The sequence below is a fragment of the Mycobacterium sp. SMC-19 genome (genome assembly GCF_045310815.1).
GTDB lineage: Bacteria > Actinomycetota > Actinomycetes > Mycobacteriales > Mycobacteriaceae > Mycobacterium.
This window is the reverse complement of sequence record NZ_JBJIAM010000002.1, coordinates 229,715-252,183: the sequence shown is the minus strand read 5'-3', so window position 1 is coordinate 252,183 and position 22,469 is coordinate 229,715. Positions and strand designations below refer to the sequence as shown.

At 68.6% G+C, this 22,469-nt stretch carries 21 protein-coding genes; 8 read left to right on the top strand and 13 right to left on the bottom strand.

All coding sequences use genetic code 11. The features are described 5' to 3' along the window. Nucleotides 1-3 precede the first annotated feature (3 nt). Nucleotides 4-1,410, bottom strand: a complete 1,407-nt coding sequence (locus ACJH5R_RS05325) for an RsmB/NOP family class I SAM-dependent RNA methyltransferase (protein ID WP_406781440.1) — start codon at nucleotides 1,408-1,410, stop codon at nucleotides 4-6. Then, nucleotides 1,407-2,339: a methionyl-tRNA formyltransferase gene (gene fmt / locus ACJH5R_RS05320; protein ID WP_406781439.1), complete on the bottom strand. Its 933-nt coding sequence runs from the start codon at nucleotides 2,337-2,339 to the stop codon at nucleotides 1,407-1,409. The genes ACJH5R_RS05325 and fmt overlap by 4 nt, the downstream gene beginning before the upstream one ends. Nucleotides 2,340-2,593: 254 nt before the next feature. Here fmt and ACJH5R_RS05315 point away from each other — a divergent pair, with 254 nt between their 5' ends. Together ACJH5R_RS05315 and ACJH5R_RS05310 are read left to right on the top strand one after the other, a co-directional pair. After that, nucleotides 2,594-3,412: a class I SAM-dependent methyltransferase gene (locus ACJH5R_RS05315; RefSeq protein ID WP_406759312.1), complete on the top strand. Its 819-nt coding sequence runs from the start codon at nucleotides 2,594-2,596 to the stop codon at nucleotides 3,410-3,412. Nucleotides 3,413-3,586: 174 nt separating this feature from the next. Further along, entirely contained in the window at nucleotides 3,587-4,081 is a 495-nt protein-coding gene (locus tag ACJH5R_RS05310) for a MarR family transcriptional regulator (protein WP_406781438.1), read from the top strand. Here the strand turns inward: ACJH5R_RS05310 and ACJH5R_RS05305 are convergent. Further along, nucleotides 4,070-5,587: an AAA family ATPase gene (locus tag ACJH5R_RS05305; protein ID WP_406781613.1), complete on the bottom strand. Its 1,518-nt coding sequence runs from the start codon at nucleotides 5,585-5,587 to the stop codon at nucleotides 4,070-4,072. The genes ACJH5R_RS05310 and ACJH5R_RS05305 overlap by 12 nt on opposite strands. A gap of 60 nt (nucleotides 5,588-5,647) precedes the next feature. Then, nucleotides 5,648-6,532: a universal stress protein gene (locus ACJH5R_RS05300; RefSeq protein ID WP_406781437.1), complete on the bottom strand. Its 885-nt coding sequence runs from the start codon at nucleotides 6,530-6,532 to the stop codon at nucleotides 5,648-5,650. Nucleotides 6,533-7,030: 498 nt separating this feature from the next. Between ACJH5R_RS05300 and ACJH5R_RS05295 the strand changes: the two genes are divergently transcribed. Beyond that, on the top strand, nucleotides 7,031-7,915 hold the full coding sequence (locus ACJH5R_RS05295; protein ID WP_406781436.1) for a DUF732 domain-containing protein: 885 nt from the start codon (nucleotides 7,031-7,033) through the stop codon (nucleotides 7,913-7,915). A gap of 19 nt (nucleotides 7,916-7,934) precedes the next feature. On the opposite strand, the gene ACJH5R_RS05290 is transcribed toward ACJH5R_RS05295, so the two are convergent. Next, entirely contained in the window at nucleotides 7,935-9,878 is a 1,944-nt protein-coding gene (locus ACJH5R_RS05290; RefSeq protein ID WP_406781612.1) for a primosomal protein N', read from the bottom strand. Nucleotides 9,879-10,036: 158 nt separating this feature from the next. Here ACJH5R_RS05290 and ACJH5R_RS05285 point away from each other — a divergent pair, with 158 nt between their 5' ends. Then, entirely contained in the window at nucleotides 10,037-11,392 is a 1,356-nt protein-coding gene (locus tag ACJH5R_RS05285) for a DUF4226 domain-containing protein (RefSeq protein ID WP_406781435.1), read from the top strand. 13 nt (nucleotides 11,393-11,405) lie between these two features. Here ACJH5R_RS05285 and ACJH5R_RS05280 read toward each other — a convergent pair whose 3' ends face one another. Next, nucleotides 11,406-12,128 carry a lysoplasmalogenase gene (locus ACJH5R_RS05280; RefSeq protein WP_406781611.1) on the bottom strand — a complete coding sequence of 241 codons (723 nt, stop codon included), beginning with the start codon at nucleotides 12,126-12,128 and terminating at the stop codon, nucleotides 11,406-11,408. On the opposite strand from ACJH5R_RS05280, the gene ACJH5R_RS05275 reads away from it, so the two are divergent. The 3 genes from ACJH5R_RS05275 (at nucleotide 12,127) to ACJH5R_RS05265 (ending at nucleotide 15,118) form a co-directional block, all read left to right on the top strand. Then, on the top strand, nucleotides 12,127-13,053 hold the full coding sequence (locus ACJH5R_RS05275) for an alpha/beta hydrolase (RefSeq protein WP_406781434.1): 927 nt from the start codon (nucleotides 12,127-12,129) through the stop codon (nucleotides 13,051-13,053). The genes ACJH5R_RS05280 and ACJH5R_RS05275 overlap by 2 nt on opposite strands. 4 nt (nucleotides 13,054-13,057) lie before the next feature. Continuing rightward, nucleotides 13,058-13,444: a VOC family protein gene (locus tag ACJH5R_RS05270; protein ID WP_406781433.1), complete on the top strand. Its 387-nt coding sequence runs from the start codon at nucleotides 13,058-13,060 to the stop codon at nucleotides 13,442-13,444. 69 nt (nucleotides 13,445-13,513) lie between these two features. Then, nucleotides 13,514-15,118, top strand: coding sequence for a flavin-containing monooxygenase (locus ACJH5R_RS05265; protein ID WP_406781432.1), 1,605 nt, complete (start codon nucleotides 13,514-13,516; stop codon nucleotides 15,116-15,118). Between the two features lie 80 nt (nucleotides 15,119-15,198). Here the strand turns inward: ACJH5R_RS05265 and metK are convergent, their stop codons facing one another. The 7 genes from metK to mihF form a co-directional block, all read right to left on the bottom strand. Further along, nucleotides 15,199-16,410, bottom strand: a complete 1,212-nt coding sequence (metK, locus tag ACJH5R_RS05260; protein WP_406759304.1) for a methionine adenosyltransferase — start codon at nucleotides 16,408-16,410, stop codon at nucleotides 15,199-15,201. Between the two features lie 200 nt (nucleotides 16,411-16,610). Beyond that, nucleotides 16,611-17,195, bottom strand: coding sequence for a TetR/AcrR family transcriptional regulator (locus tag ACJH5R_RS05255; RefSeq protein WP_406781610.1), 585 nt, complete (start codon nucleotides 17,193-17,195; stop codon nucleotides 16,611-16,613). Nucleotides 17,196-17,221: 26 nt separating this feature from the next. Beyond that, nucleotides 17,222-18,580: a hydroxysqualene dehydroxylase HpnE gene (gene hpnE / locus ACJH5R_RS05250; RefSeq protein ID WP_406759303.1), complete on the bottom strand. Its 1,359-nt coding sequence runs from the start codon at nucleotides 18,578-18,580 to the stop codon at nucleotides 17,222-17,224. Between the two features lie 83 nt (nucleotides 18,581-18,663). After that, nucleotides 18,664-19,911: a bifunctional phosphopantothenoylcysteine decarboxylase/phosphopantothenate--cysteine ligase CoaBC gene (gene coaBC, locus ACJH5R_RS05245; RefSeq protein ID WP_406759302.1), complete on the bottom strand. Its 1,248-nt coding sequence runs from the start codon at nucleotides 19,909-19,911 to the stop codon at nucleotides 18,664-18,666. Between the two features lie 28 nt (nucleotides 19,912-19,939). Continuing rightward, complete coding sequence (rpoZ, locus tag ACJH5R_RS05240; RefSeq protein WP_406781609.1) at nucleotides 19,940-20,233, bottom strand: DNA-directed RNA polymerase subunit omega; 294 nt, start codon at nucleotides 20,231-20,233, stop codon at nucleotides 19,940-19,942. Between the two features lie 94 nt (nucleotides 20,234-20,327). Next, nucleotides 20,328-20,930: a guanylate kinase gene (gene gmk, locus ACJH5R_RS05235; RefSeq protein ID WP_406781431.1), complete on the bottom strand. Its 603-nt coding sequence runs from the start codon at nucleotides 20,928-20,930 to the stop codon at nucleotides 20,328-20,330. Between the two features lie 7 nt (nucleotides 20,931-20,937). Next, entirely contained in the window at nucleotides 20,938-21,255 is a 318-nt protein-coding gene (mihF, locus tag ACJH5R_RS05230) for an integration host factor, actinobacterial type (protein ID WP_003932123.1), read from the bottom strand. A gap of 773 nt (nucleotides 21,256-22,028) precedes the next feature. Between mihF and ACJH5R_RS05225 the strand changes: the two genes are divergently transcribed. Then, nucleotides 22,029-22,463: a hypothetical protein gene (locus ACJH5R_RS05225; protein ID WP_406781430.1), complete on the top strand. Its 435-nt coding sequence runs from the start codon at nucleotides 22,029-22,031 to the stop codon at nucleotides 22,461-22,463. Nucleotides 22,464-22,469: the final 6 nt, after the last annotated feature.

Here is a 22,469-nt window from a genome sequence, read left to right as displayed (position 1 = left end):
CGCTCAGATTACTTGTAGCGCCGCAGCGAACATGGCGTCGGTCCCGTGCCGGTGCGGCCACAGCTGCACGTGCGGTCCGTCTCCGAGCTCCTCGACCGGCGCGAACAGCTCCCGAGTGTCCAACGCCCGCACCGAATACCGCCGCAGTGCGTCAGCCACCACACCGACCGTTTCGGCCAGGTGCGGCGAGCATGTCGCGTACAGCACCACTCCCCCCGGCCGGGTCAGTCCGATCGCCGCTGCCAGCAATTCACGCTGCAGTTTCGCCAGTACCGGGATGTCGGCAGGCAGACGGCGCCAACGGGCTTCGGGCCGCCGGCGCAGGGCGCCCAGGCCGGTGCAGGGCGCGTCGACCAGCACCCGGTCGAAGCCGGGGTGCAGGCCTGAATCGCGGCCGTCGGCGGTCAGCACCTCCACGTCCAGGCCGCGGGTGTTCTCGGCGACCATTGCGGCCCGATGCGGGGCCTGCTCCACCGCGGTCACCCGCGCCCCGGTCTGTGCACCGAGCGCGGCCAGCAGCGCCGTCTTGCCGCCCGGTCCGGCACACAGGTCCAGCCACCGGCCGGTGTCACCGTCGACCGGGGCCAGCGCGAGCGCGCGTGCCACCAGCTGGCTGCCCTCGTCTTGGACCAGGGCCTGACCGGCACGCACCGCCTCGAGCTTTCCGGGGTCACCGCCAGGCAGATAGACGGCGTAGGGCGAATACCGGCCGATCTCGCCGTCCACCTCGGCGGCCAACTCGGCCGCGGTCAGGGCGCCCGGCCGCGCCGCGAGGTGCACCCGGGGGCGCTCGTCGTCACTGGCCAGCACCGCGTCGAGTTCACCGGCAGCGGCCCCCAGCGCGTCGGCGAACGCCTGCGCGATCCAGCGGGGATGGGCACGGATGAAGGCGGCGTGGCCGATCGGGTCACTGTCGGCGTGCGGTGCCAGTTCCGCGGTCCAGGATTGCTCGTCGCGCGTACTGATGGTACGCAGCACGCCGTTGACGAAACCCCCTCGCGCGGAGTCGAATTCGAGGGCAGCCTGATCGACTGTGGTCGACACCGCGGCGTGCGGTTCGACTCGGGTCCGCAATAGCTGATAGCTGCCCAGCCGCAGCAGATCCAGCAGCACGGGGTCGATCGTCTCGGGCTCGCGCTGCGCCGCCGCGCCGATGATGGCGTCGAGCAGTCCACGCACCCGGCAGGTGCCATAGGTCAGTTCCGTGGCGAAAGCGGCGTCGCGGCCGGTGATTCCGCGTTCGGCCAGCAGCGCCGGAAGCGCCAGGTTGGCGTAGGCATCGCGTTGAGAAACCGCCTGCAGCACATCGAATGCGGCGCGGCGAGCCGGGTCCAGGGGCTTGCGGCGGGATTTGCGTGGGCCGTCCTGGGGACGCTGTGGCCGACGCTGCCCGCGTTGCGGTCCGGTCATGACGCCCGCACCTCGGCGTCGAGCCGGGCGCCGCGCGCCCAGTCCGCGGCGTCCATGAGCTTCTTTCCGGGTGGCTGGATCTGACCCAACCGCACCGGAACCGAGCCGGTACCGACCCACACGTGTCGCCGGTCGACATGAATATCCCCGGGGGGCAGTCCTGCTGGCCCATCATCGGCAAGTCCGACGGGACCGACTCTGACGCGCAGGTCGCCGATCATGGTCCAAGAACCCGGATTCGGGGTGACGGCGCGGATTCGGCGCTCGATCACCGCGGCCGGAAGCTCCCAGCGCACCCGTGCGTCATCGACGCTGATCTTCGATGCGTAGCTGACCCCATCGCTCGGTTGCGGCACCGCGTGCAGCGCTCCGTCTGCGATGCCGTCGAGGGTCGCCGCCAGCAGTTCGGCACCCGAAACCGCCAGCCGGCCCAGCAGTTCACCCGCGGTGTCATCGGCCCGGATCGTCTCGGTCACGACCCCGTAGACCGGCCCGGAGTCCAGTTCCGGCTCGATCTGAAACGTCGTCGCGCCCGTCAACTCGTCACCGGCGGCGATCGCGGCCTGCACCGGGGCCGCACCACGCCAGGCCGGCAGCAGGGAGAAGTGCAGGTTGACCCAGCCGTGCGTCGGCACCGCCAGCAACGCGTCGCGCAGTAGCGCCCCATAGGCCACCACCGGGCAGCACTCCGGCGCCAGTTCGGTCAGCTCCGCCACCGACTCAGGTGCGTTGGGCTGGGCCGGCCGCAGCACCGGAATGCCGTGGTCGAGGGCCAGGCGGGCAACCGGAGACGGCTGCGGGGTCCCCCGCCGGCCGGACGCCGCGTCGGGCCGGGTCAGGACCGCCACCACGTCGTGGCGCGGCGAGTCGATCAGCCGTTGCAACGACGGCAACGCGGTTTCCGGGGTGCCGGCGAAGACAATGCGCACCGGGACAGTTTAGGGAAGTCGCTTAGGGCGTTTCGCCAGCACGGGAAAGGCCCAGCCAAATCCGGGCATTCCCATCGATACGTGCCGCTCCTACGTGGGCACAGACACCCCACAGATCATTAGCAGATAACTACTATTGCGTATAGCAACTATTTACAACTATCACTGAAAGGAGCGGCATTGATCTCGCGGTAGCGCGACGAGCCGCGCGACAACGGCGTCGGCACACCACATCCCCTCAACAGGAGGCCCAGATGACCGTTGACTACCCCACCGCGGCGGAAAGCCTCACGAACCACCGGAATATGTGGGCGATGGGCGATTACGCGCTGATGGCCGAACAGGTCATGGCTCCGATCGGCCCGGTTCTGGTTGATGCCAGCGGTATCAGGGCAGGTGATCGTGTACTAGACGTGGCGGCCGGATCTGGCAACATCTCGATCCCGGCCGCGCTGACCGGCGCGACCGTGGTTTCCAGCGACCTCACCCCGGAATTGCTGCAACGATCGCAGTTGCGGACCATCGAGCACAACGTGGCGATCCAGTGGCGAGAGGCCGATGCACAGGCATTGCCGTTCGCCGACAACGAGTTCGACGCGGTCCTGTCGGGGATCGGGGTGATGTTCGCTCCTGATCACCAACGCGCTGCCGATGAGCTGATCCGGGTCTGCCGCCCCGGCGGCACGATTGCGCTGGCGAACTGGACTCCGGAAGGGTTCTTCGGGCGGATGCTGGCGGCGATCAGGCCCTATCGCCCCACCCAGACTCCAGGCATCCCACCAGCGGCGTTGTGGGGGCGGGACGACTACGTCGGCAATCTCTTCGGCGCCGGAGCCAGCATCATCCAAGCCCGGCGATGCATGCTTGTGGTGGACCGTTTTGCCACCGCCCAGGCAGTTCACGACTACTTCAAGACCCACTACGGTCCGACCATCGACGCCTACCGCACCATCGGCAACAATCCCACGCTGGTCGCCGCTCTCGACGCCCAACTCACCGAACTCGCTCAACATCATCTGCACCACGGAGTCATGGGCTGGCAGTACCTGCTTCTCACCGCGCGAAAGCAATGAGCTCCGAAGTAGCCCTCCCCGGCGCCCTGGCCGGCCAGCAATCAGACACAGCCGGCGGCCAGGGCTATCACCCTCGTGGACCCACAAATCATGCTTATTGCAACAGTATTGCCATGTAACAATGGCTCTTACTAACTGATCTTGTCCGGCGGGACCTGACCCGAGGAAGTGCTGATGGCCATGGCAGACGTGGCGGCACGCGACGACTCCGTCGATGCGATCACCGATGCACTGCTCACCGCCTCACGACTGTTGGTGGCCATCTCGGCACAGTCGATCGCCCAAGTGAACGAGGCCATCACGATCCCCCAGTTCCGGACACTGGTGATCCTCTCTAACCGCGGCGCAATGAACCTGGCGACACTTGCAAGCCTGCTTGGCGTCCAGCCCTCAACGACCGGGCGGATGGTCGATCGACTCGTCGGCGCGGGGCTGATCGATCGACTGCCGCACCCCACGTCACGACGCGAACTGGTCGCCGACCTGACGCCACGCGGGCGCGACGTCGTGCGTCAGGTCACCGCCCAGCGACGTGGAGCAATCGCCCGCATCGTGGAGACGTTGCCGACCAAGGAGCGCCGCGGGCTGGTAAATGCCCTGAGCGCGTTCACCGCGGCTGGCGGGGAACCCGCCGCGCAGCTGGACGACGTCGATATCTCAGTGCGTTAGCCCCGCCGTCGGGATGGCGGCGCGCCACAGCTCCTGAGCCTCCCGCACGCAATCATCGAGCGGTCGCGCCGTGTCGACACGGTGCGCGGTGTCCCACTCGAAGTCTTGAGCGGTCAGTGCCGCCGCGATCTGCGGTGTCGCATCGGAGTTCCCCGGTGTCCTGCTTCTGATTCTGTCGGCGGCGACATCATCGGGCACCACACACTGAATCTCGGTGGTCGCGGCGTGTTTGTCGATCGCTAGGCGGAGCGCCTCGGCGCGGACCTGCGGATCGCGCCAGGTCCCGTCGAGGATCACCGACTGACCGCCGGCCAGGTACCGACCCGCCCGATGCAGGATCGCCCGGTAGACGGCGGCGACATTGGCCGGGGCGTACAAACCGGCGCCGAGGGAGCCGGGCTCCCCACTGAGCTGCCCGGACTCGTGCAGTTCCTTACGCACGTCATCGGTGGACAGCGTCACAGCCCCGACCTCTTCTGCGAGTTTTCGGGCCAGCGTGGATTTCCCGGTTCCGGGACCCCCACCGACCAGCGCCAGTCGAATGGCGCCGCTCTCGAGATGGTTCAGCGCGATGGCCAGGTGGCGGGCCGCTGCCGCCTCGGCCCCGGACTTGCCCTGGGTCAGCTGCACGCAGTCGACCTTGGCCCGCACGGCCGCACGGTAGGCGATATAGAAATCCCGCAGCGACGACGGCGCGGTGTCGCCCGAATAGCCGGCGTAGCGGTCCAGGAAGTAGTCGGCAAGATCCTTGCGTCCGAGGAACTCCAGATCCATGGCAAGGAACGCAGCGTCGTCGATGCGGTCGACGAAGCGCAGGTCGTCACTGAACTCCAGGCAGTCGAGCAGCACCGGCCGGTTGTCGGTCCAGAAGATGTCGTCGGCGAGCAGGTCGGCATGGCCATCGACTATGCAGCCCTCGTCGATGCGCTGAGCGAACAGATCCGCCCGGCCGGCAAGGTACGCGGCGGCGAGGTCCTCAACGCGCCGCACCGACTCGGCGGGCACCGCCGTGTCGGCATGGCGGTGCAGTGTCGGGAAGTTGTCGAACCACCGTTGGTAGATCGCCTCGGGCTTACCCTGCAGGCTGATTCGTCGGCCGCGATCGGCACGATCGTGGAAGTCGGCCAGCACGCCGGCGATGCTGTCGAGCACCGCTTCCACGGGTGCGCCGCGCTTGACCAACGACGCCAACCGGTCGTCGTCGTGATAGCGCCGCATCACGATGATCGGTTCGGGGGCCGCTCCGGAAGCGCCACTGAGATGGGCAACCCCGAAGTAGCTGTCAGCGGCAATTCGGCTGTTGAGTTGAACTTCCCGCGTGCACGCCTCTTCGCGCTGCTCGACCGTCCGGAAGTCCAGAAAGTCGGTCTGCACCGGCTTCTTGGCCTTGTAGGCGCGATCGCCGGCCAAGACGACCACGCCGGAGTGCGTCTCGTGGGCCGCGACGTAGGGCGCCGCTTTCGGCGCATCCGCGTCGCCGTGGGTGTCGAACTCCATGGCATCCAGTGTTAACCATCGCGGCCGGGTCTGGGGGCGGTCAACGGACCGCCCCCGCGTGGTCGAAGGTCATGTCGAGGCGGGACGGACCACGATCACCGGAATCCCTGCGGCTTGAACCACCGCGGAACTGACCGACCCCAAGAGCTGACTGGCGAATCCACCACGACCGCGGCTGCCGACCACCACCAGCTGAGCCTGCTCGGCCGCCTTGATCAACCAGCGGGCGGGGTGGTCACAGACCACCCGTCGCTCGACCGAGACATCGGGATATTGCTCCTGGTAACCCGCAAGGCGTTCGGCGAGAACCTCGTGTCCCTGGACTTCATAATCGCGCCGGTCCACGTTGAGGATCGGCATGACTCCGACGTCACTCCACGCGTGCAATGCCACCAGCGGCACTCCGCGGCACGAAGCTTCGTCAAAGGCCAGCGCCGTTGCCCGCTCCGAGGCCGGCGAACCATCGATACCCACCACCACTGGAGCATCTGTCGCGCAAGCCCGATCGGTGCGAATGACCGCAACCGGGCCCTGTGCATGGTGAATCAGGCTGGTACTCACCGAGCCCAGCAGCAGGCGGCCGATCGCGCCCAATCCCGTTGAGCCGACGACAGTCAGCCAGCAGCTTCGAGTGACACCGATCAGCGTCGAGACCACCTGGGCGTAGACCATCTCGGCGTGCACCACGGGCGGCGCGGCGTCGCCCCGGCTGGCGTCGACCACATTGCGGGCCCGCGTCAGGATTTTGTTCGCCTCGTCGGCCTGCCAGCTGGGCATCCCCTCGACTACCGGCCCAGGGGGCCAACCGGTCTCCAGGGGAGTCACCACATGCAGCAATGTGATCGGCAATTGGCGCATGATCGCCTCGTGCGTCGCCCAAGCCACCGCCGCGTCGGATTCAGGCGATCCGTCTACACCCACCACGATTCCGGGTGTCGTTCTGACTTGTGACATCACAGCCCTCCAACCATGTTGATCGGCCGGCCAGCCGGCTAGCCGACTCACCCTCAAAATTACTGCGAAACGGGGCGATTCGGCAGGGCCGTTGGGCCTCAATCTCCGCTTCGTCGGCCTCTTCTCGCGAGATGACGACCGACAAACTCTTGCGGCAATACCAATTCCGGTGATGAAATATCGGTATACGATTTAATACGGCAGCTGCCGAGTCGACAGCCACCGCCCATCAAACGGAGGCGCAACAGATGTTCCATCGCGGCAAGCCCACGTAGCGACGCGCAGGTTCTCGCCTAGTTCTGCGAGATGCCCATGCTGCGCTCTGACGCGGACCAGCAACCACACGCAGCAGCGACAAACAGTTCCGGCGGAGACAACGTCCACCGCCCCGCCCGTTTTCCTCTGCCTGGGTCAATTGTCAATTCAGGCAACGGTGGCGGCCTCCCCACCCAGCGGCCGGTGACGGGCACGGTCCGGACACGAACGGAGGACCGTGCCATGTTCACCCCGAGCACCACGTGCCACGCCGTCACGATTGTCGCGGCGACGGCGATCGGCGTCGCAATGCTGTCGTACGGCGTTGCAGCAGCGGATCCGAGTCAGGACGATCAATTTCTGGCGGTGCTCCAAGAGAAACAAATTCCCGCCATGGACAACATTGCGACCGTCGTCGCCGCCGGCCATAAGGTCTGCCTCAAACTCGACGACGGCATACCGGCGCAGACCGTGCTGGACGGATTGAACAACGATGCCTACGGAATGAACCCGGACCTACGCGAACAGTCGGATCGACTGTCGGCCACCATGAGCCGATTCATCGCGGCGGCGGTGCAGGTCTACTGTCCGGGCGATCAAGGCAAGATCGCCTCGCTGGCGGCCAGCCGCACTCGGCAATCCCATGAACCCGCCCCTCTGGTGGTGGTGGCGAACTACCGAACGGCCGTCTCGGGCGGCAACACCCCCGACGCTATTGGTGCAGCGCTCGGCTCACCGGTCGGTGACATAGCCACAGGTGACGCGTCGCAGCCGAAACCGCCGAAGATTCCGCCGCCCAAGGCGCCCAAGGCGAAGATCCCCCGCTCGCCCGGCGCCGTCCCGAAACCAGCGCCCCGACAACAGCCGCCACCGCCACCACAGCAATTACCACCGCCTCCCCCAGAGGCGCCGCCGCAGCCGCCGCCACCGCAGCAGCCACCACCGCCACCGCAAGACCTACCGGCACCCGCAGGTCCACAGCCGGGCGGTGCCACCGGCGGCAGCGGCGGGGGGAACGGCGGTCCAGGCGGCGAGGGCGGCGGTGGGAACGCCGACAATGGCAGTCCCGCAGAACCCCCGCCGGCGCAGCCCAGGGCGCCCGGCATGATCCAACTCGTGCCGTGGTGAGACCGGCCCGGCCCGCTCGCTAACCGATGTGCAGCGGATCGATCTGCACCCGCACCGGGTGATGCGATCCGCGCGCGCTGAGCACCCCGATGCTGTGCCGCAGCGCCGAGGCCAGCGCCAGACCGTGATCGCGTCCCACCCGGACCAGCATCCGGATGACATTCAGTTCGTCGGGGACACCGGCCGGACGCCGCACCCCCGGCGGCAGTGGCACCGGCCCGAGCAGGTCGGCGCCGTCGGGCAGCCGCGCCTGCTCCAGCAGCGCCGTCACCGACTCCGGATCACCGTCGAGGGCCGCGATGTGTACCGCGGGCGGTAGCCCCACCTCGGCTCGGGTGGCCAGCTCGGCGTCGGCGTGGCCGATCGGATCCCACCGGATCAGGGCCTGCACCGTCGGAATCGACGATTCGGCGACCGCGGTCACCAGCCCGCCGGATCCGCGGTCGCGCACCAGCGCCGCCGCTGCCATCCAGCGCCGCAGCGTGTCCTCGGCCGCGCGCAGATCCTGGCGGCCCAGCAGCGCCCAGCTGTCCAGCAGCAACGCTGCGCCGTAGCCGTGCGGGGCGCGGGGTTCGGCCCCGGGCGTGGCGATCACCAGGGCCGCGCCGTCCTCGATGCAGTCGACGATGGTGTCACCGGCGGAGGTGACGACCGGGGTGCCCGGAAAGGCGCGGCCAAGTTCTTCGGCGGTGCGCCGGGCGCCGATGACCACCGCACGCACGGCATCCGACCCGCAGCGCGCACACCGCAGGGCCGGGTCGGCCCGCCCGCACCAGCGGCACAGGGCCGTACCACCGCGCTCCGGCAGCGACAACGGTCCGGTGCAGTGCCGACAGCGGGCGATCGTGCGGCAGCGCCCACAGGACAGCGACGGCACGTAGCCCCGCCGGGGCACCTGCACCAGGACCGGCGCCCCGGCGGCGAGGGCGCTGCGCGCGCTCTGCAGGGCGACCGTCGGCAGTCTGGCGCTGCGCGCCGCGGCGTCGCGCTCCTCGGCATATCCGGTGTCGTCGAGGGCCACTACCCGCGGCGCGGCCGTCCGCAGCGCCGCCCGCGATGCCACCACGTCGTGCGCCCAGCCGCTGCCCACCAAAGCGTGCGCCTCGGTGGTGCGGGCGTACCCGCCGATCAGGGCAGCGCAACCCGCCAGGTGGGCCCGCAGCATCGCCACCTCACGGGCGTGCGGATAGGGCGCCCGCGGCTCCGCCAGGGAGTCGTCGCCGTCATCCCAGACCATCACCAGGCCGAGGTCGGCCAGCGGGGCGAACACCGCACTGCGCGTGCCGATCACCAGCCGCGCCCCGCCACGCAGCACCGACAGCCAGCGCCGGTAACGAGTGGCCGGGCCCAGTCCCGCGGACAGTGCCACGACCGCCGATTCGTCGATTCGGGCCGTCGCGGTCCGGCACAGCGCGTCGACGTCGCGCTGGTCGGGCACGATCGCCAGGGCGGTGCGGCCGGCGCGGACCGTCTGGGCGGCCGCGTCGACGAACCGGTCGGTCCACGAATCGCCGGGCAGCACCTGCCACACCGCCCGCGCGGCCCGGCCTTCGCCCAGCGCCGCAAAGAACGATCCGCCCGCCCCGTAACGCTGCCAGCCCGCGGGGTCGACCGGGGCGACGACTGGCGGTTCGGGCGGCGTCACCACCGCGCGTTCCACCCGGGCATGTCGCGGCGGCACCGCCAGCCTCAGCACATCGGCCCGGCTGCCGGCGTAGCGCGCGGCCACCGCTTCCACCAGTCGGCGGACCTCGCTGGTGAGCACCGGTTCGGCCGAGACCACCCGCTCCAGCCGGCCCAGCCGACCGACATGGTCGGTGTCGGCACGACGCTCCCAGACGAAGGCGTCAACCAGCCGGCCGTGGAAGCGCACTCGCACCCGCGCCCCGGGTCGAGCGCCCTCGGACTGCTCTGGTGTGACCAGATAGTCGAACTCACGGTCCAGGTGCGGCACCGAGAGCATCGGCAGCACCCGAGCGATGGGCTCGTTGGGTTCATCGTCGACACTCACCACGCAGGTCTAGCAGACACCGCCGACCGCCGCCGACGCCGGATCACAGGCGATGCGAGCTGTGGATCGGCGGGGACGATCCCAGCTGCGCTGAATTACGTTGCTGCGGTATGCCCGAACAGTGCGGGGCCCACGCGGTCACGGCACGAGACCGTGAAACAGACCTTGCCTCGCGGATGCAGACTGCCCAACTGACCGATCACGTGCTGGCCGCCACGGTGCGCGACGCCGCCGATCACGCCCGCGCGGGCCGCCGCCACCTCGATGCCATCCACGGCGAGATCCATGACGCGCTGGCCGATCGGTGGACACCGGTGTGGGACACCCCCACCGGCGTCCGCCAGTTCCAGCTCTTTTTGGCCGCCAAGGCCCGAGAGATCCGCCGGGTGCTCGCCGACGCCGCCGCGGACAACCGGCTCCAGGTGGCGCTGTTGCGCTCGGCCGGTGCCGGCTACGGTGTTCCGGCTCGAGTCCGCGACCAGCTCAACCGGCAGGCACTGGCCGAGGATATTCGCCGGGTGGTCAACGCGACTTCGGCGGTCAGTGCTGCCGAGATCGTGCGTTACGAAAACGCGCTGCGGGTCCGCGACGGGCTGGCAGCCAACTGCGCCGGCACGGCCCCCGCGCTGCTACTCACCTACGAACCGGCAGCGTTCGGCGGGCGCGGACGGGCCGCGATCGCGATCGGTGATCCCGACGTCGCTGACAACATCACCATCTTGGTGCCCGGCGCGCACAGCAGCGTCCGCGACGGCTACCTGTCGCACCCGGACGGGCGCAATGTCTATCACGAGGTGGTCGGGTCCGATCCCGGCCGCAGCAATTCGGTCGTGGTGTGGATGGGGTATCGCGCGCCGGACAGCCTGTTCGATCCGGCAGTGACGCAACCGGCCGCTGCTCGGGCCGGGGGCCGGCTGCTGGCCGCCGATGTCCGCGCCCTGACTGCGTCGCACGTCGGCGCCTCGCACGTCACCGTGATCGGGCACTCCTATGGGTCGACAACGGTGGCCGACGCCGCGGCCTCGGCGGGGTTGTGCGCCGACGACGTAGTGCTCGTGGGCTCACCGGGAACCGACCTGGCCCGCAGCGCCAACGACTTTCACCTGCCCGCGGGAGGGCATGTCTATGTGGGGGCGGCATCGTCGGATCCGATCACCGGTTTCGGTGGCCAGCCGCAACTACCCCTGCCGGCAACGTCGGCAACGGTCGGGCTCGGCGCCGATCCGGCCGCAGACGGCTACGGGTCCACCCGGTTCAAAGCCGAGAGCCGCGGCGTGGCGTGGCCCTTGAGCGGCCACAGCTCCTACTTCGCTCCCCAGGGCGAGTCGCTGTACAGCATCGGCGACATCGCCTCGGGCCACGGCGATGCGCTGGCGAACCACCACATGACCGCGCCACACCGCCGTCGACTGCCCGCCTTCGATCCGGAACGACTGCGCCCCGGGACCGGCGGCCACCGACACTGAGCGGCGGCGAATGTCAGTCCGACGCCGCCTGCTCGGCGTCGGCGGACCGGCCGAAGAAGAACCCGGCCGTGATCAGCAGCTGTGCCGCCGCATAGGCCCACCAGATCGGCACCGCCAGCAGTTCATTGCCCAACACGAACTGGCTGGCTCCGATCATGGCATCCGATACCGCGAAACAGACCGCGCCGACCGCGGTCCAGGGCGTGGGCAGCTTCGCCAGCAGCGCGACGCACACCATCGCACCGAGCACCCCGACGTACACCGTCACCGGCAGCGTCATGCCCTCGCGGGCCATGCCGGGCCAGAACCACGCCAACAACACCAGGCAGCTCACCCCCACCAGCCCCGCCCCGACCAGCCGGCCGCGCGACACCACCGCCAGCGGCAGCAATGCGCCGAGAAAACACAGGTGCGCCACCAGGAAAGCGGCCAGTCCCGCGACGAAGGACGGTTCCCACCACGGGATCGCCAAGAGCCAGTCGCCGGTCGCCGAGAAGATCAGGGCGGGGATCAGCCAGCGTGCCTCCCGCAGGATGGGGTGCGCCGCCGCGGCGAATACCAACAGCACCGCCATCGCCGCCTTGAAGGCCGGCTGCCCGACCCATTGCCCGGTCAGCGCCTCTCCTGGCCCAGAGCGCAATGCCACCACCGTCAGGAAGATCCCGTAAGCCACTCCGAGCCATCCCGCCGCTGCCCAGCCGGTGAAGACTCGTCTGGTTGCGTACGGTGTTTCTATGCCAGCAATCGACCCCATAGTGCTGAAGGTACTGGAAGCCATCCCGTTCCGACTGACACTGGACGACGGCGCCGAAGCAGCGCGTCGCGCGATGCGCGACCTGCCCCATCGGCCGGTACACCCGGAGCTGCCCAGCGAGGATCGGGTGATCGACGGACCGGGTGGCGACCTGCCGATACGCATCTACCGGCCGGCGGGCACCGAATCGGGCGCCGCGCCGGTGGTGGTGTTCTTCCACGGCGGCGGCTTCGTCGCCGGCGACCTCAACACCCACGACGGCACCGCGCGCATGCATGCCGCCGACGCGGGCGCGGTGGTGGTGTCCGTCGACTACCGGTTGGCCCCGGAGAACCTGTTCCCGGCCGCCGTCGAGGACGCGATGGCGGCCACCGAATGGGTGGCGGCACACGCCTCCGAGCTGGGCGTGGACCCGTCGAAGCTGGCGGTGGCCGGGGATTCGGCGGGCGGGAATCTGGCCGCGGTGGTCTGCCAGCTGGCCCGTGACGCCGGCGGCCCGGCGATCGCGTTCCAGCTGCTGTGGTACCCGGCCACCACGTACGACGGCAGCCTGCCGTCGTTCACCGAGAACGCCCACGCGCCGATCATCGACAGCGCCGCGATCGCCGCGTTGACGCGCGCCTACGCCGGGGACCTCGATCTGAGCAGCCCGCCGGCGATGCTGGCGCCCGCGCGGGCCGAGAATCTGTCCGATCTGCCTCCGGCCTACATCGCGGTCGCCGGCCACGACCCGCTGCGCGACGACGGCATCCGTTACGGCGAGTTGCTGGCCGCTGCGGGGGTTCCGGTGCAGGTGCACAACGCCGAGACCCTGGTTCACGGTTACCTGGGCTACGCCGGAGTGATCCCGGTGGCCACCGAGGCCGCCGACCGCGGGCTGGCCGCTTTGCGCGCTGCCCTGGCGTGACGCGATGCGGCTGAACCAGGTCACCGCCGGCAGCACCGACTTGGACCGCGCCGAGCGGTTCTACCTGCTGCTGGGCCTACGGCTGATCGTCAAGACGGACGACTACCTGCGGTTCGAGTGCCCGGACGGGGACAGCACCTTTTCGCTGGAGCGCGTCAGCGACGTCACCGCCGGCGAGCAGGTGACCATCTATTTCGAGACCGACGATCTGGACGAGCAATACCAGCGGTTGCGCGATTCGGTTGAGTTCACCCAAGCACCGACCGACATGCCGTGGCTGTGGCGCGAGGCCCGACTCAACGACCCCGACGGCCACCGGCTGTGCCTGTTTCATGCCGGCGAAGCCCGCCGCAATCCGCCGTGGCGCCTGACGCCACAAGATTTGCCGTAACCCGAGCGCGGTCCCCCCGCGTGCGCGCTAGCGTCGACCTCAATCGACACCAGCGACGAGGAGCAGACCGTGAGCGAGGAACCCGACCACGAGATTCTGATCGTCGGCGCCGGATTCTCCGGCATCGGAGCGGCGATCAACCTCGACCGTGCCGGGATGACGGACTATGTGATCATCGAAGCCGGCGACGGGGTCGGCGGCACCTGGCACTGGAACACCTATCCGGGTATCGCCGTGGACATCCCGTCGTTCTCCTACCAGTTCTCATTCGAGCAGAGCCCGGACTGGTCGCGCACGTATGCCCCCGGCGGGGAGCTCAAGGCCTACGCCGAGCACTGCGTCGACAAGTACGGTCTGCGCTCGCGAATCCGGTTCGCCACCAAGGTGCTTGCCGCGGAATTCGACGAGGAACACGGCTGGTGGCGGGTGCACACCGACTCGCATCAACCCGGCGGTTCAGCGAGGCTCGACGAAGGAGAGGCGAAGCTGGGACCGCCGCATCAGCCGAGCGGTTCAGCGAGGCTCGACGAAGGAGAGGCGAAGCTGGAACCGCCGCATCAACCGGGACCCATCACGGCGCGGTTTCTGATCAATGCCAGCGGCGTGCTGACCACCCCGAACCTGCCTGACATCGCCGGTGTCGACACCTTCGCCGGGGTGACGATCCACACCGCCCGCTGGGACCACTCGCAAGACCTGACCGGCAAGCGGGTGGCGGTGATCGGCACCGGAGCCTCGGCAGTGCAGGTGATCCCGGAGATCGCGCCGAAGGTTTCCTCGCTCACCGTCTTTCAGCGGACACCGATCTGGTGTTTCCCGAAATTCGATGTGCCGCTGGCCGCTCCGATCCGCTGGGCGATGCGGATTCCCGGTGGCAAGGCCCTGCAACGGCTGGCCAGTCAGGCCTACGTCGAGGCGACCTTCCCCATCGCGGCGCAGTATTTCACGGTGTTTCCACTGGCCAAGCGGATGGAGTCGGCCGGGCGGGCGTACCTGCGCCGGCAGGTGCACGATCCGGAACTGCGTAAGCAGCTCACCCCGCGCTACGCCGTCGGCTGCAAGCGCCCCGGCTTCCACAACACCTACCTGTCGACGTTCAACCGCGAGAACGTCCACCTGGTGGTCGACCCCATCGACCGGATCAGCCCCACCGGCGTCGTCACCGCCGACGGGACGTCCCACGAGGTGGACGTGCTGATCTTGGCGACCGGGTTCAAAGTGATGGACAGCGACAACATCCCCACCTTCGCCGTCACCGGGGCCGGGGGCCAGACACTGGCCCGGTTCTGGGACGAGCATCGACTGCAGGCCTACGAGGGGGTCAGCATCCCCGGGTTCCCCAACTTGTTCAGCGTCTTCGGCCCTTACGGCTACGTCGGGTCGTCGTATTTCGCGCTGGTCGAAGCGCAGACCCACCACATCGTGCGGTGCCTGACGAGCGCTCGCGGCCGTGGGGCGACCCGGATCGAGATCTCCGAGGCGGCCAACGCCCGCTACTTCGACGAGATGATGCGCAAACGCCACCGGCAGGTGTTCTGGCAGGACAGCTGCAAGTCTGCCAACAGCTACTACTTCGACAAGCACGGCGATGTCCCGTTGCGGCCCACCACCACGGTGGAGGCCTACTGGCGCAGCCGGCGCTTCGACCTCGACGATTACCGGTTCAGCGCCTAGTCCCCCGCCCGAGCGTGAAGCTGGCTTCACGTCCGGCGCCGAGCGTGAAGCTGCCTTCACGCTCGGCGGCGGCCAGTCAACTAGATGGCGCGCTTGAGGTCGTCGACCTTGTCCAGCTGCTCCCACGGCAGTTCGATGTCGGTGCGACCGAAGTGACCGTACGCCGCGGTCGGTGCGTAGATCGGACGCAGCAGGTCCAGGTCACGCACGATCGCGCCCGGGCGCAGGTCGAAGACCTCCGGCACGATCTTCTCGATCTTGACCGGGTCGACGGTGGCCGTGCCGAAGGTCTCGATGAACAGACCGACCGGCGCGGCCTTGCCGATGGCGTAGGCGACCTGGACCTCGACGCGCTGCGCCAAGCCCGCGGCGACGATGTTCTTGGCCACCCAGCGCATCGCGTACGCGGCCGAGCGGTCCACCTTCGACGGGTCCTTACCGGAGAAGGCGCCGCCGCCGTGGCGAGCCCAGCCGCCGTAGGTGTCGACGATGATCTTGCGGCCGGTCAGGCCGGCGTCGCCCATCGGGCCGCCGACGACGAAGTTGCCGGTCGGGTTGATCAGCACACGGGTCGACGAGGAATCCAGCGTCTCGTGGGCGAGCTCGGCAAGCACCGTGGAGATCACGTGCTCCCGCAGGTCCGGGTCCAGGGTCTTGACCAGGTCGATGCCCTCGGCGTGCTGCGTGGAGATCACCACGGTGTCCAGCCGGGTCGGGACGTCGTCCTCGTACTCGATGGTGACCTGGGTCTTGCCGTCCGGGCGCAGGTAGTCCAGCGTGCCGTTCTTGCGGACCTCGGTCAGCCGCCGCGAGAGCCGGTGGGCCAGCGCGATGGGCAGCGGCATCAGCTCCGGGGTGTCGGCGATCGCGTAGCCGAACATCAAGCCCTGGTCGCCGGCGCCCTGAGAGTCCAGCGGGTCGGCCGCGCCCTCGACGCGGGCTTCATGCGCGGTGTCGACACCCTGGGCGATGTCGGGCGACTGTGCGCCGATGCCGATGTTGACCCCGCAGCTCGCGCCGTCAAAGCCCTTGTCCGACGAGTCGTAGCCGATCTCCAGGATGCGCTCGCGCACGGTGTTGGTGATGTTGGCGAACGCCTCGCGGGCGTTGGTCGTCACCTCACCGACCACGTGCACCTGGCCGGTGGTGACCAGGGTCTCCACCGCGACACGTGAGCGAGGGTCATCGGCGAGCAGCGCGTCGAGCACCGAGTCGCTGATGGCGTCACAGATCTTGTCGGGGTGGCCTTCAGTCACCGACTCGCTGGTGAACAGCCGTCCCTTTTCGCTCACAATGTCGCCTTCCGGGTAATCGATCCAAAAGTTAGCTCGGGCTAATATAGCCGTGCGGTCCTTGGGAGAGCTTGGCAGCCCGGTGCCCACCCCCCGCGCCGTGGGCCGGGAAATGGCTGCGCTGCCCCGCGCCCAGAAGGTTCTCGACAACATCCCCCACGACGAGAATCCCGAACGACTCGGCCCTGCGACCGCCTACTCTACCGATCAGTCACCGGCGTCGCCGTCTCGACCCGGACTGCCCAGCCGACCAGTGACCGCAGATAAGTCAGTACCAATTCATCCGGGTGGGTGCGCGGGTCGGTGAGATGGAGCAGGGCCAGTTCTTCCAATGCGGACAACAGCAGCCGCATGGTCACACCGTCGGCATCGATCGGGTGGCCGGCTAGCCGGGACAGCCGCCGTGCGGCGATGGTCCGTGCATAGCGGCGGCCCGCTTCGGTGCGGGCCGCCAATTGCGGCGGGGCGCCGGCGGGCGGGCTGAGGATGATGTGCCAACTCATTGGCGCCGCATGCAGATAGGCCAGGATGCCGCGGCCCAGCGCGTCCGGGTCGTCGCCGAGCGGACCGTCCACGCTGCGCATTCCGGCAAACGCGATCGCCGCTTCACGGTCGAGCAGGGCCGTCATCAGTCCGGCCAGATCGCCGAAGTTCTGGTACATCACGGTCCGGGTCACCTGCGCGGAGCGGGCCACCCGTTCGAAGGTCACCGCGGCGAAGCCCTCGGCCGCGACGATGTCACGGGCGTGGTCGAGCAACTGCATCCGCCGAGCCTGCGCCGACATCCGCCGCTTCGGCTCCGGCCGCGCGCTCACGTGGATGCCGGCAGCTCGAGCAGCAACTCCACCGCGCGGGCCGCGCTCTGCGCGGCGCTCTCCATGGTCGCCGACCAGTCGGTACGGGTCCAGTCTCCGGCGAGCACCAGGCTCGGCACCGAGGTGCGCTGATCGGGGCGCAGCCCTTCAGTGCCCACAACCTGCGAAAAGGTGGCTTTGGGCATCTTGACCACCTGCGCGGCCACCACGTTCGCCTCGGCCGCGGCCGGATAGTAGCGGCGCAGCATGTCCATCTGTTCGGCCACGATCTGTTCGTTGGACCGGTGAATCTGTTCGTAGGCACCGCTGGTGGTCAGGCAATACAGCCAGGCGCCGCCTGGATCGCGGCGCTGCATCCGCTGACGGTCGAACACCTCATCGATGACGCCCGTGCCGCCGATCACCGATTCCATCGCCGCCTCGGTGCCCAGCGGCCGGTCCAGGTAGAGGTTGGTGCTCACAATCGGTGTGTAATGCAATTTTTCTGCCGCGGCGTAAATTTCGGCGTGCTCGGGCAGGTCGTCGAGCAAGCCGGCGATGTTCGAGTTGGGCACCGCACACACCACCGCGTCCGCTGGCACCTCAGTGCCGTCTGCCAACTGGACGGCACGAACGGCATTGTCCTCCACCACGATTCGCCGGGCCACTGCGCGATAGCGCACGTCCACGCCGAGCCGCTCGAAAACGGCCAGTGCGCCGGAGATATAGAGCGTGTCGAGATCGGTGGTGGGATAACCGATCGTCACCGCACTGCGGTGGCGCAGGCCGAGGCGGATTCCGGTGGCAAGGACATCGGCGAAGACTTTCGCCGAACCCCGGTCCACCGGCTCGGCGGCGATGCCGAGGGCCAGCCAGTCCCACACCGCCTCCCGGGCCTTGGCGGGCATCCCGACGCGGCGGAGCCACTGGTCGGTGGTCAGATCGGGCAGATCGGCGGGTTGAAACAGCGCCTCCGCGGTCAGGCGCACGGTCGCCGCGGCGGTCCGCAGCCGGTCGAGCAGGCTCGCGTCGGGGTGTGGCCCGAACAGCGTCCGCACCGCTCCCAGTCCGCGGGTCACCATGGTGGTGGCCGCCCCGCCGGGCCAACGCAGCGTTCCGCCGGTCGGAAACTCAACCATCGATCGGGTTCCGACGCTGGTCAGGTAGCGAAACAGGTGGTCGTAGCCGCTGGCGATCACATGCTGGCCGTTGTCCGCGAGGTCCGCTATCCCCTGCACCTGCATCGCCTGGGTGCGCCCGCCGAGGCGCCCACGCCGCTCCAGCAGCGTCACCTTCTTGCCGGCCTCGGCCAACCAGACCGCTGCGGCCAGCCCGGCCAGGCCGCCCCCGATCACCACGTAGCGACGATCGTCCACGCCCGACCCCTCTCGATTAACTTACGATTTGAAAGTTAGTCCAGGTGCAATGAGCGGTCAACGATCCGATGAAAAGGGCCGCCTTAGCCGCGGTTGCTGCCGAGGAACGCCGCGATCGCGTCCACAATGCGGCTGGCCATCAAGGTCTTGGAGCCCGACTCCAGGGCGGACTCGGTTCCGTCCGCGGCCAGCAGCCACCCGTCGTTGTGGTCGACCTCGAACGCCCGGCCGTCCCCGACCGCGTTGACCACCAACAGGTCACATCCCTTGCGACGCAACTTCGCCCGGGCATGGAACAGCACGTCGCCGTTCTCATCGCCGGTCTCCGCGGCGAAGCCGACGATGGCCCGCATATTGGGCAGCTGCCCGTCGGTGCGGGCGCGGACCGCCCCGGCCAGCACGTCGTCGTTGCGGACCAGTTCGATGGTGGGCTCCCCCGCGCTGTCGGGGCCCTTTTTGATCTTGGACTGCGCCACCCGCACCGGGCGGAAATCGGCGACGGCAGCGGCCATCACCAGCACGTGCGCCTCGGGGGCGTGCTTGGACACCGCGTCATGCAGCTGTTGGGCCGAGCTGACGTGCACCACGTGGACGCCGGCCGGATCGATCAGCCCCGCGGTGTGCGCGGCGATCAGGGTGACCTCCGCGCCCCGTTGGGCCGCCACCCGGGCCACCGCGTAACCCTGCTTGCCCGAACTGCGGTTACCGATGAACCGGACCGGGTCGATGGGCTCGCGGGTGCCGCCCGCGGTCACCAGTACCTTCTGTCCCGCCAGGTCGTGTGGCAACGCGTCGGCCCGCTCCAGCAGCAGCGAGGCGAAGGTGTTGATCTCTTCGGCCTCGGGCAGCCGACCGGGGCCGGTGTCGGCGCCGGTCAACCGGCCCGACGCGGGCTCGAGGACCACTGCGCCGCGTTCCCGCAGCGTCGCCACATTGGCGACGGTGGCCGGATGCTGCCACATCTCGGTGTGCATGGCCGGGGCGAACAGCACCGGACAGCGGGCGGTGAGCAGGGTGGCGGTCAGCAGATCGTCGGCGCGGCCGGCGACGGCGCGAGCCAACAGATCAGCGGTGGCCGGCGCCACCACCACCAAGTCAGCCTGCTGGCCGATCGCCACATGCGGGACGCGGGGCACGTCATCGAACACCCCGGTGTCGACCGGCTGGCCCGAGAGCGCCTCGAAGGTCGCTGCCCCCACGAAGCGCAGGGCGGACTCAGTCGGGACGACGCGAACCGAATGGCCGGCCTCGGCCAGCTGTCGGACCACGGTGCACGCCTTGTATGCGGCGATGCCTCCGGAGACACCGACGACGACCCGTTTCTGGCCCACCGGTATGACCCGTCCTGCCCGGCTCCGGCTACTCGCCTTCGGTGTATTCGAGCAGGTCGCCGTGGATCTCGCGCAGCGCGATCGACAGCGGCTTCTCCTGCAGGCCGGGCTCGACCAGCGGCCCGACGTATTCGAGGATGCCCTCACCGAGCTGGTTGTAGTAGTCGTTGATCTGGCGCGCACGCTTGGCCGCGTAGATCACCAGCGCGTACTTGCTCGATGCACGCTGCAGCAGCTCGTCGATGGGCGGGTTGGTGATGCCGAGGGGCGTGTCGTAACCGCCGATCGACGCCGGGTCGAACTCGTCGGCGTCGGTCACCACGGCCGAGTTGGTCTGCGAGGTACTCACTTAAGACAATCTCCTGAAGCTCTTTGGCTGGGGGCGGGTCGCGCCTGCTGGTTGTCGTCCGGGTAAATCAGACCGCGCCCGGTGCGGTATCCACCAGCAAGGATACCAATTCTGAGCAGGCTGTTTCCAATCGACCGTTGACCACGACGGCGTCGAAGTCTCCCTGCGCCGCCAACTCGGTGCGTGCGGTGGCCAATCGGCGTTGCATGACCTCCGCGGTTTCGGTGCCGCGGCCGGCCAGTCTGGCCTGCAAGGTCTCCCAGTCCGGCGGGGCCAGAAACACCGTGACAGCCTCCGGTAGGGCCTTCTTGATGGCCCGGGCCCCGGCCAGGTCGACCTCGATCAGAACGGGCCGGCCGGAACGCGTGGCGTCTACGACGGGGGCCGCCGGCGTACCTGAGCGCTGCAGGCCGCCGTGAATATCGGCCCACTCCAGCAGCTCATTTTTCTCAACTAGCCGGTCGAACTCCGCCGGCGAAACAAATCGGTAGTCGACGCCGTCCACCTCCCCGGGCCTGGGCGCCCGGGTGGTGGCCGACACACTGAAGTACAGGTCCGGTACCCGCTCTCGCAGGCACCGGACCACGCTCGACTTACCGACCGCGGATGGGCCGGACAGCACTACAACGCGTCCCGCGTTTCCGCTGCCCGGCCCTCCACCGGTAGTCACTGCCGAGTCAGGAGAAGTCGAACTTCTCCAGCAGCGCCTTGCGCTGCCGGTCGCCCAGGCCGCGCAGCCGGCGGGTGGGGGCGATCTCCAGCTCGGTCATGATCTCCTGCGCCTTGACCTTGCCGACCTTCGGCAACGCCTCCAGCAGCGCAGACACCTTCATCTTGCCAAGGACCTCGTCGGTCTCGGCGTCCTTGAGCACCTGCTTGAGATTGGTGCCGCCACGCTTCAGCCGGTCCTTGAGCTCCGCTCGGGCCCGACGTGCGGCCGCCGCCTTCTCCAACGCGGCGGCGCGCTGCTCGTCGGTCAACTGGGGAAGGGCCACGATTCCTCCGTCTCGTCATCATCGACAACGTCGATGTTTTCCTTGTCCCGGCCAGGTACTTCGGCCAGAGACGACGACCGTACCCACGCCGTCTGACGAAATCTAACCCCACCCCCCCGTTTCCGGCTACAAATGCCCAGCGTATGGGGTTTGGGCGCGGCGCCGTCCAAGCCGAGTCGGCCACCATCGGTCAGCCCGCCCCGGATGAATCGCGATCCCCGACGACCCGGCCCGGAAAACCGCTCTGAGCTAGCCTTTTGTTCTTTCCGGTCGGCCGGATCGGAGCCCGCGCCGCGGGCGCGGCAAGGGCCTTCGTGATGTGACCGGACATTCATGCCAGTGACTTCGCACCTCGCGGCGTGTCGGGCGTGTCGAGGCCGAGTTTGGTCAGCCGGCGCCCTCTCCCATCGGGGTCCATCGACCAACGCCGTCACCTCGAGTAGGTGGGCGATCACCCTGTTCCGCCACCTACACGGCACCGAAATGGTCGTGTCCGTCCCGCGGGCGCACGCGGCTTCGCGCGCTGAAAACCCCGCAACCGCGAGCCTGGTATTTCTGCGCGCAGGCCCTGGTGGCGCGCCACGGAACAGGAATTCGGGAACCCGATGGACTGACAGCAACTATTCAGGGAGTTTCTACATTTGAACGTTCGAAGTCGCGGGTTAGCCGCTTAATGTGCCGGCCAGGTGGGTGGTCCACCCGGGGGTGTTTATGGGGGGTATGACTATGAACATTTCCGCTGAATACCGTTTCGGTAGAGAAAGTGGGAATTCATGACGATCGCGACAGTCTGCCGTGCTGGCCGGTGGGCTCTTACGGCGGCCGCGGTGTTGGCCCTCGGCGCTTTCGGGATCGGCGCGGCCAGCGCCGAGCCCCATGACGGAATCACCGGTGGCGCCGGCAACAACGGCGGGGTGAATGTCAACATGGGGCCCTTCGGCGGAGGTATGAATGCCGGCAACAACGGCGGCTTCAACTTCGGCCCCAACGGAATCGGCGCCGGCGGCGGCCAAAACAACAGCGCCGACGTCAACATGGGGCCGTTCGGCGGAGGTATGAATGTCGGCCGAAACGGCGGCTTCAACTTCGGCCCCAACGGAATCGGCGCCGGCGGCGGCCAGAACAACGGCGCCGACGTCAACATGGGGCCCTTCGGCGGCGGCTACAACGCCAACACCGGTGGGGGCGTCAACTTCGGCGGCCGGTAGCTGGCA

Excerpts from the sequence above, each read along its gene's own strand:
- ACJH5R_RS05300 (WP_406781437.1), bottom strand. The coding sequence starts at position 6,532 with ATGTCACAAGTCAGAACGACACCCGGAATCGTGGTGGGTGTAGACGGA.
- ACJH5R_RS05255 (WP_406781610.1), bottom strand. The coding sequence starts at position 17,195 with ATGTCGGCGCAGGCTCGGCGGATGCAGTTGCTCGACCACGCCCGTGAC.
- ACJH5R_RS05310 (WP_406781438.1), top strand. The coding sequence starts at position 3,587 with ATGGCCATGGCAGACGTGGCGGCACGCGACGACTCCGTCGATGCGATC.
- ACJH5R_RS05315 (WP_406759312.1), top strand. The coding sequence starts at position 2,594 with ATGACCGTTGACTACCCCACCGCGGCGGAAAGCCTCACGAACCACCGG.
- ACJH5R_RS05290 (WP_406781612.1), bottom strand. The coding sequence starts at position 9,878 with ATGCTCTCGGTGCCGCACCTGGACCGTGAGTTCGACTATCTGGTCACA.
- ACJH5R_RS05275 (WP_406781434.1), top strand. The coding sequence starts at position 12,127 with ATGCCAGCAATCGACCCCATAGTGCTGAAGGTACTGGAAGCCATCCCG.
- ACJH5R_RS05285 (WP_406781435.1), top strand. The coding sequence starts at position 10,037 with ATGCCCGAACAGTGCGGGGCCCACGCGGTCACGGCACGAGACCGTGAA.
- ACJH5R_RS05270 (WP_406781433.1), top strand. The coding sequence starts at position 13,058 with ATGCGGCTGAACCAGGTCACCGCCGGCAGCACCGACTTGGACCGCGCC.
- ACJH5R_RS05225 (WP_406781430.1), top strand. The coding sequence starts at position 22,029 with ATGACGATCGCGACAGTCTGCCGTGCTGGCCGGTGGGCTCTTACGGCG.
- ACJH5R_RS05295 (WP_406781436.1), top strand. The coding sequence starts at position 7,031 with ATGTTCACCCCGAGCACCACGTGCCACGCCGTCACGATTGTCGCGGCG.
- ACJH5R_RS05325 (WP_406781440.1), bottom strand. The coding sequence starts at position 1,410 with ATGACCGGACCGCAACGCGGGCAGCGTCGGCCACAGCGTCCCCAGGAC.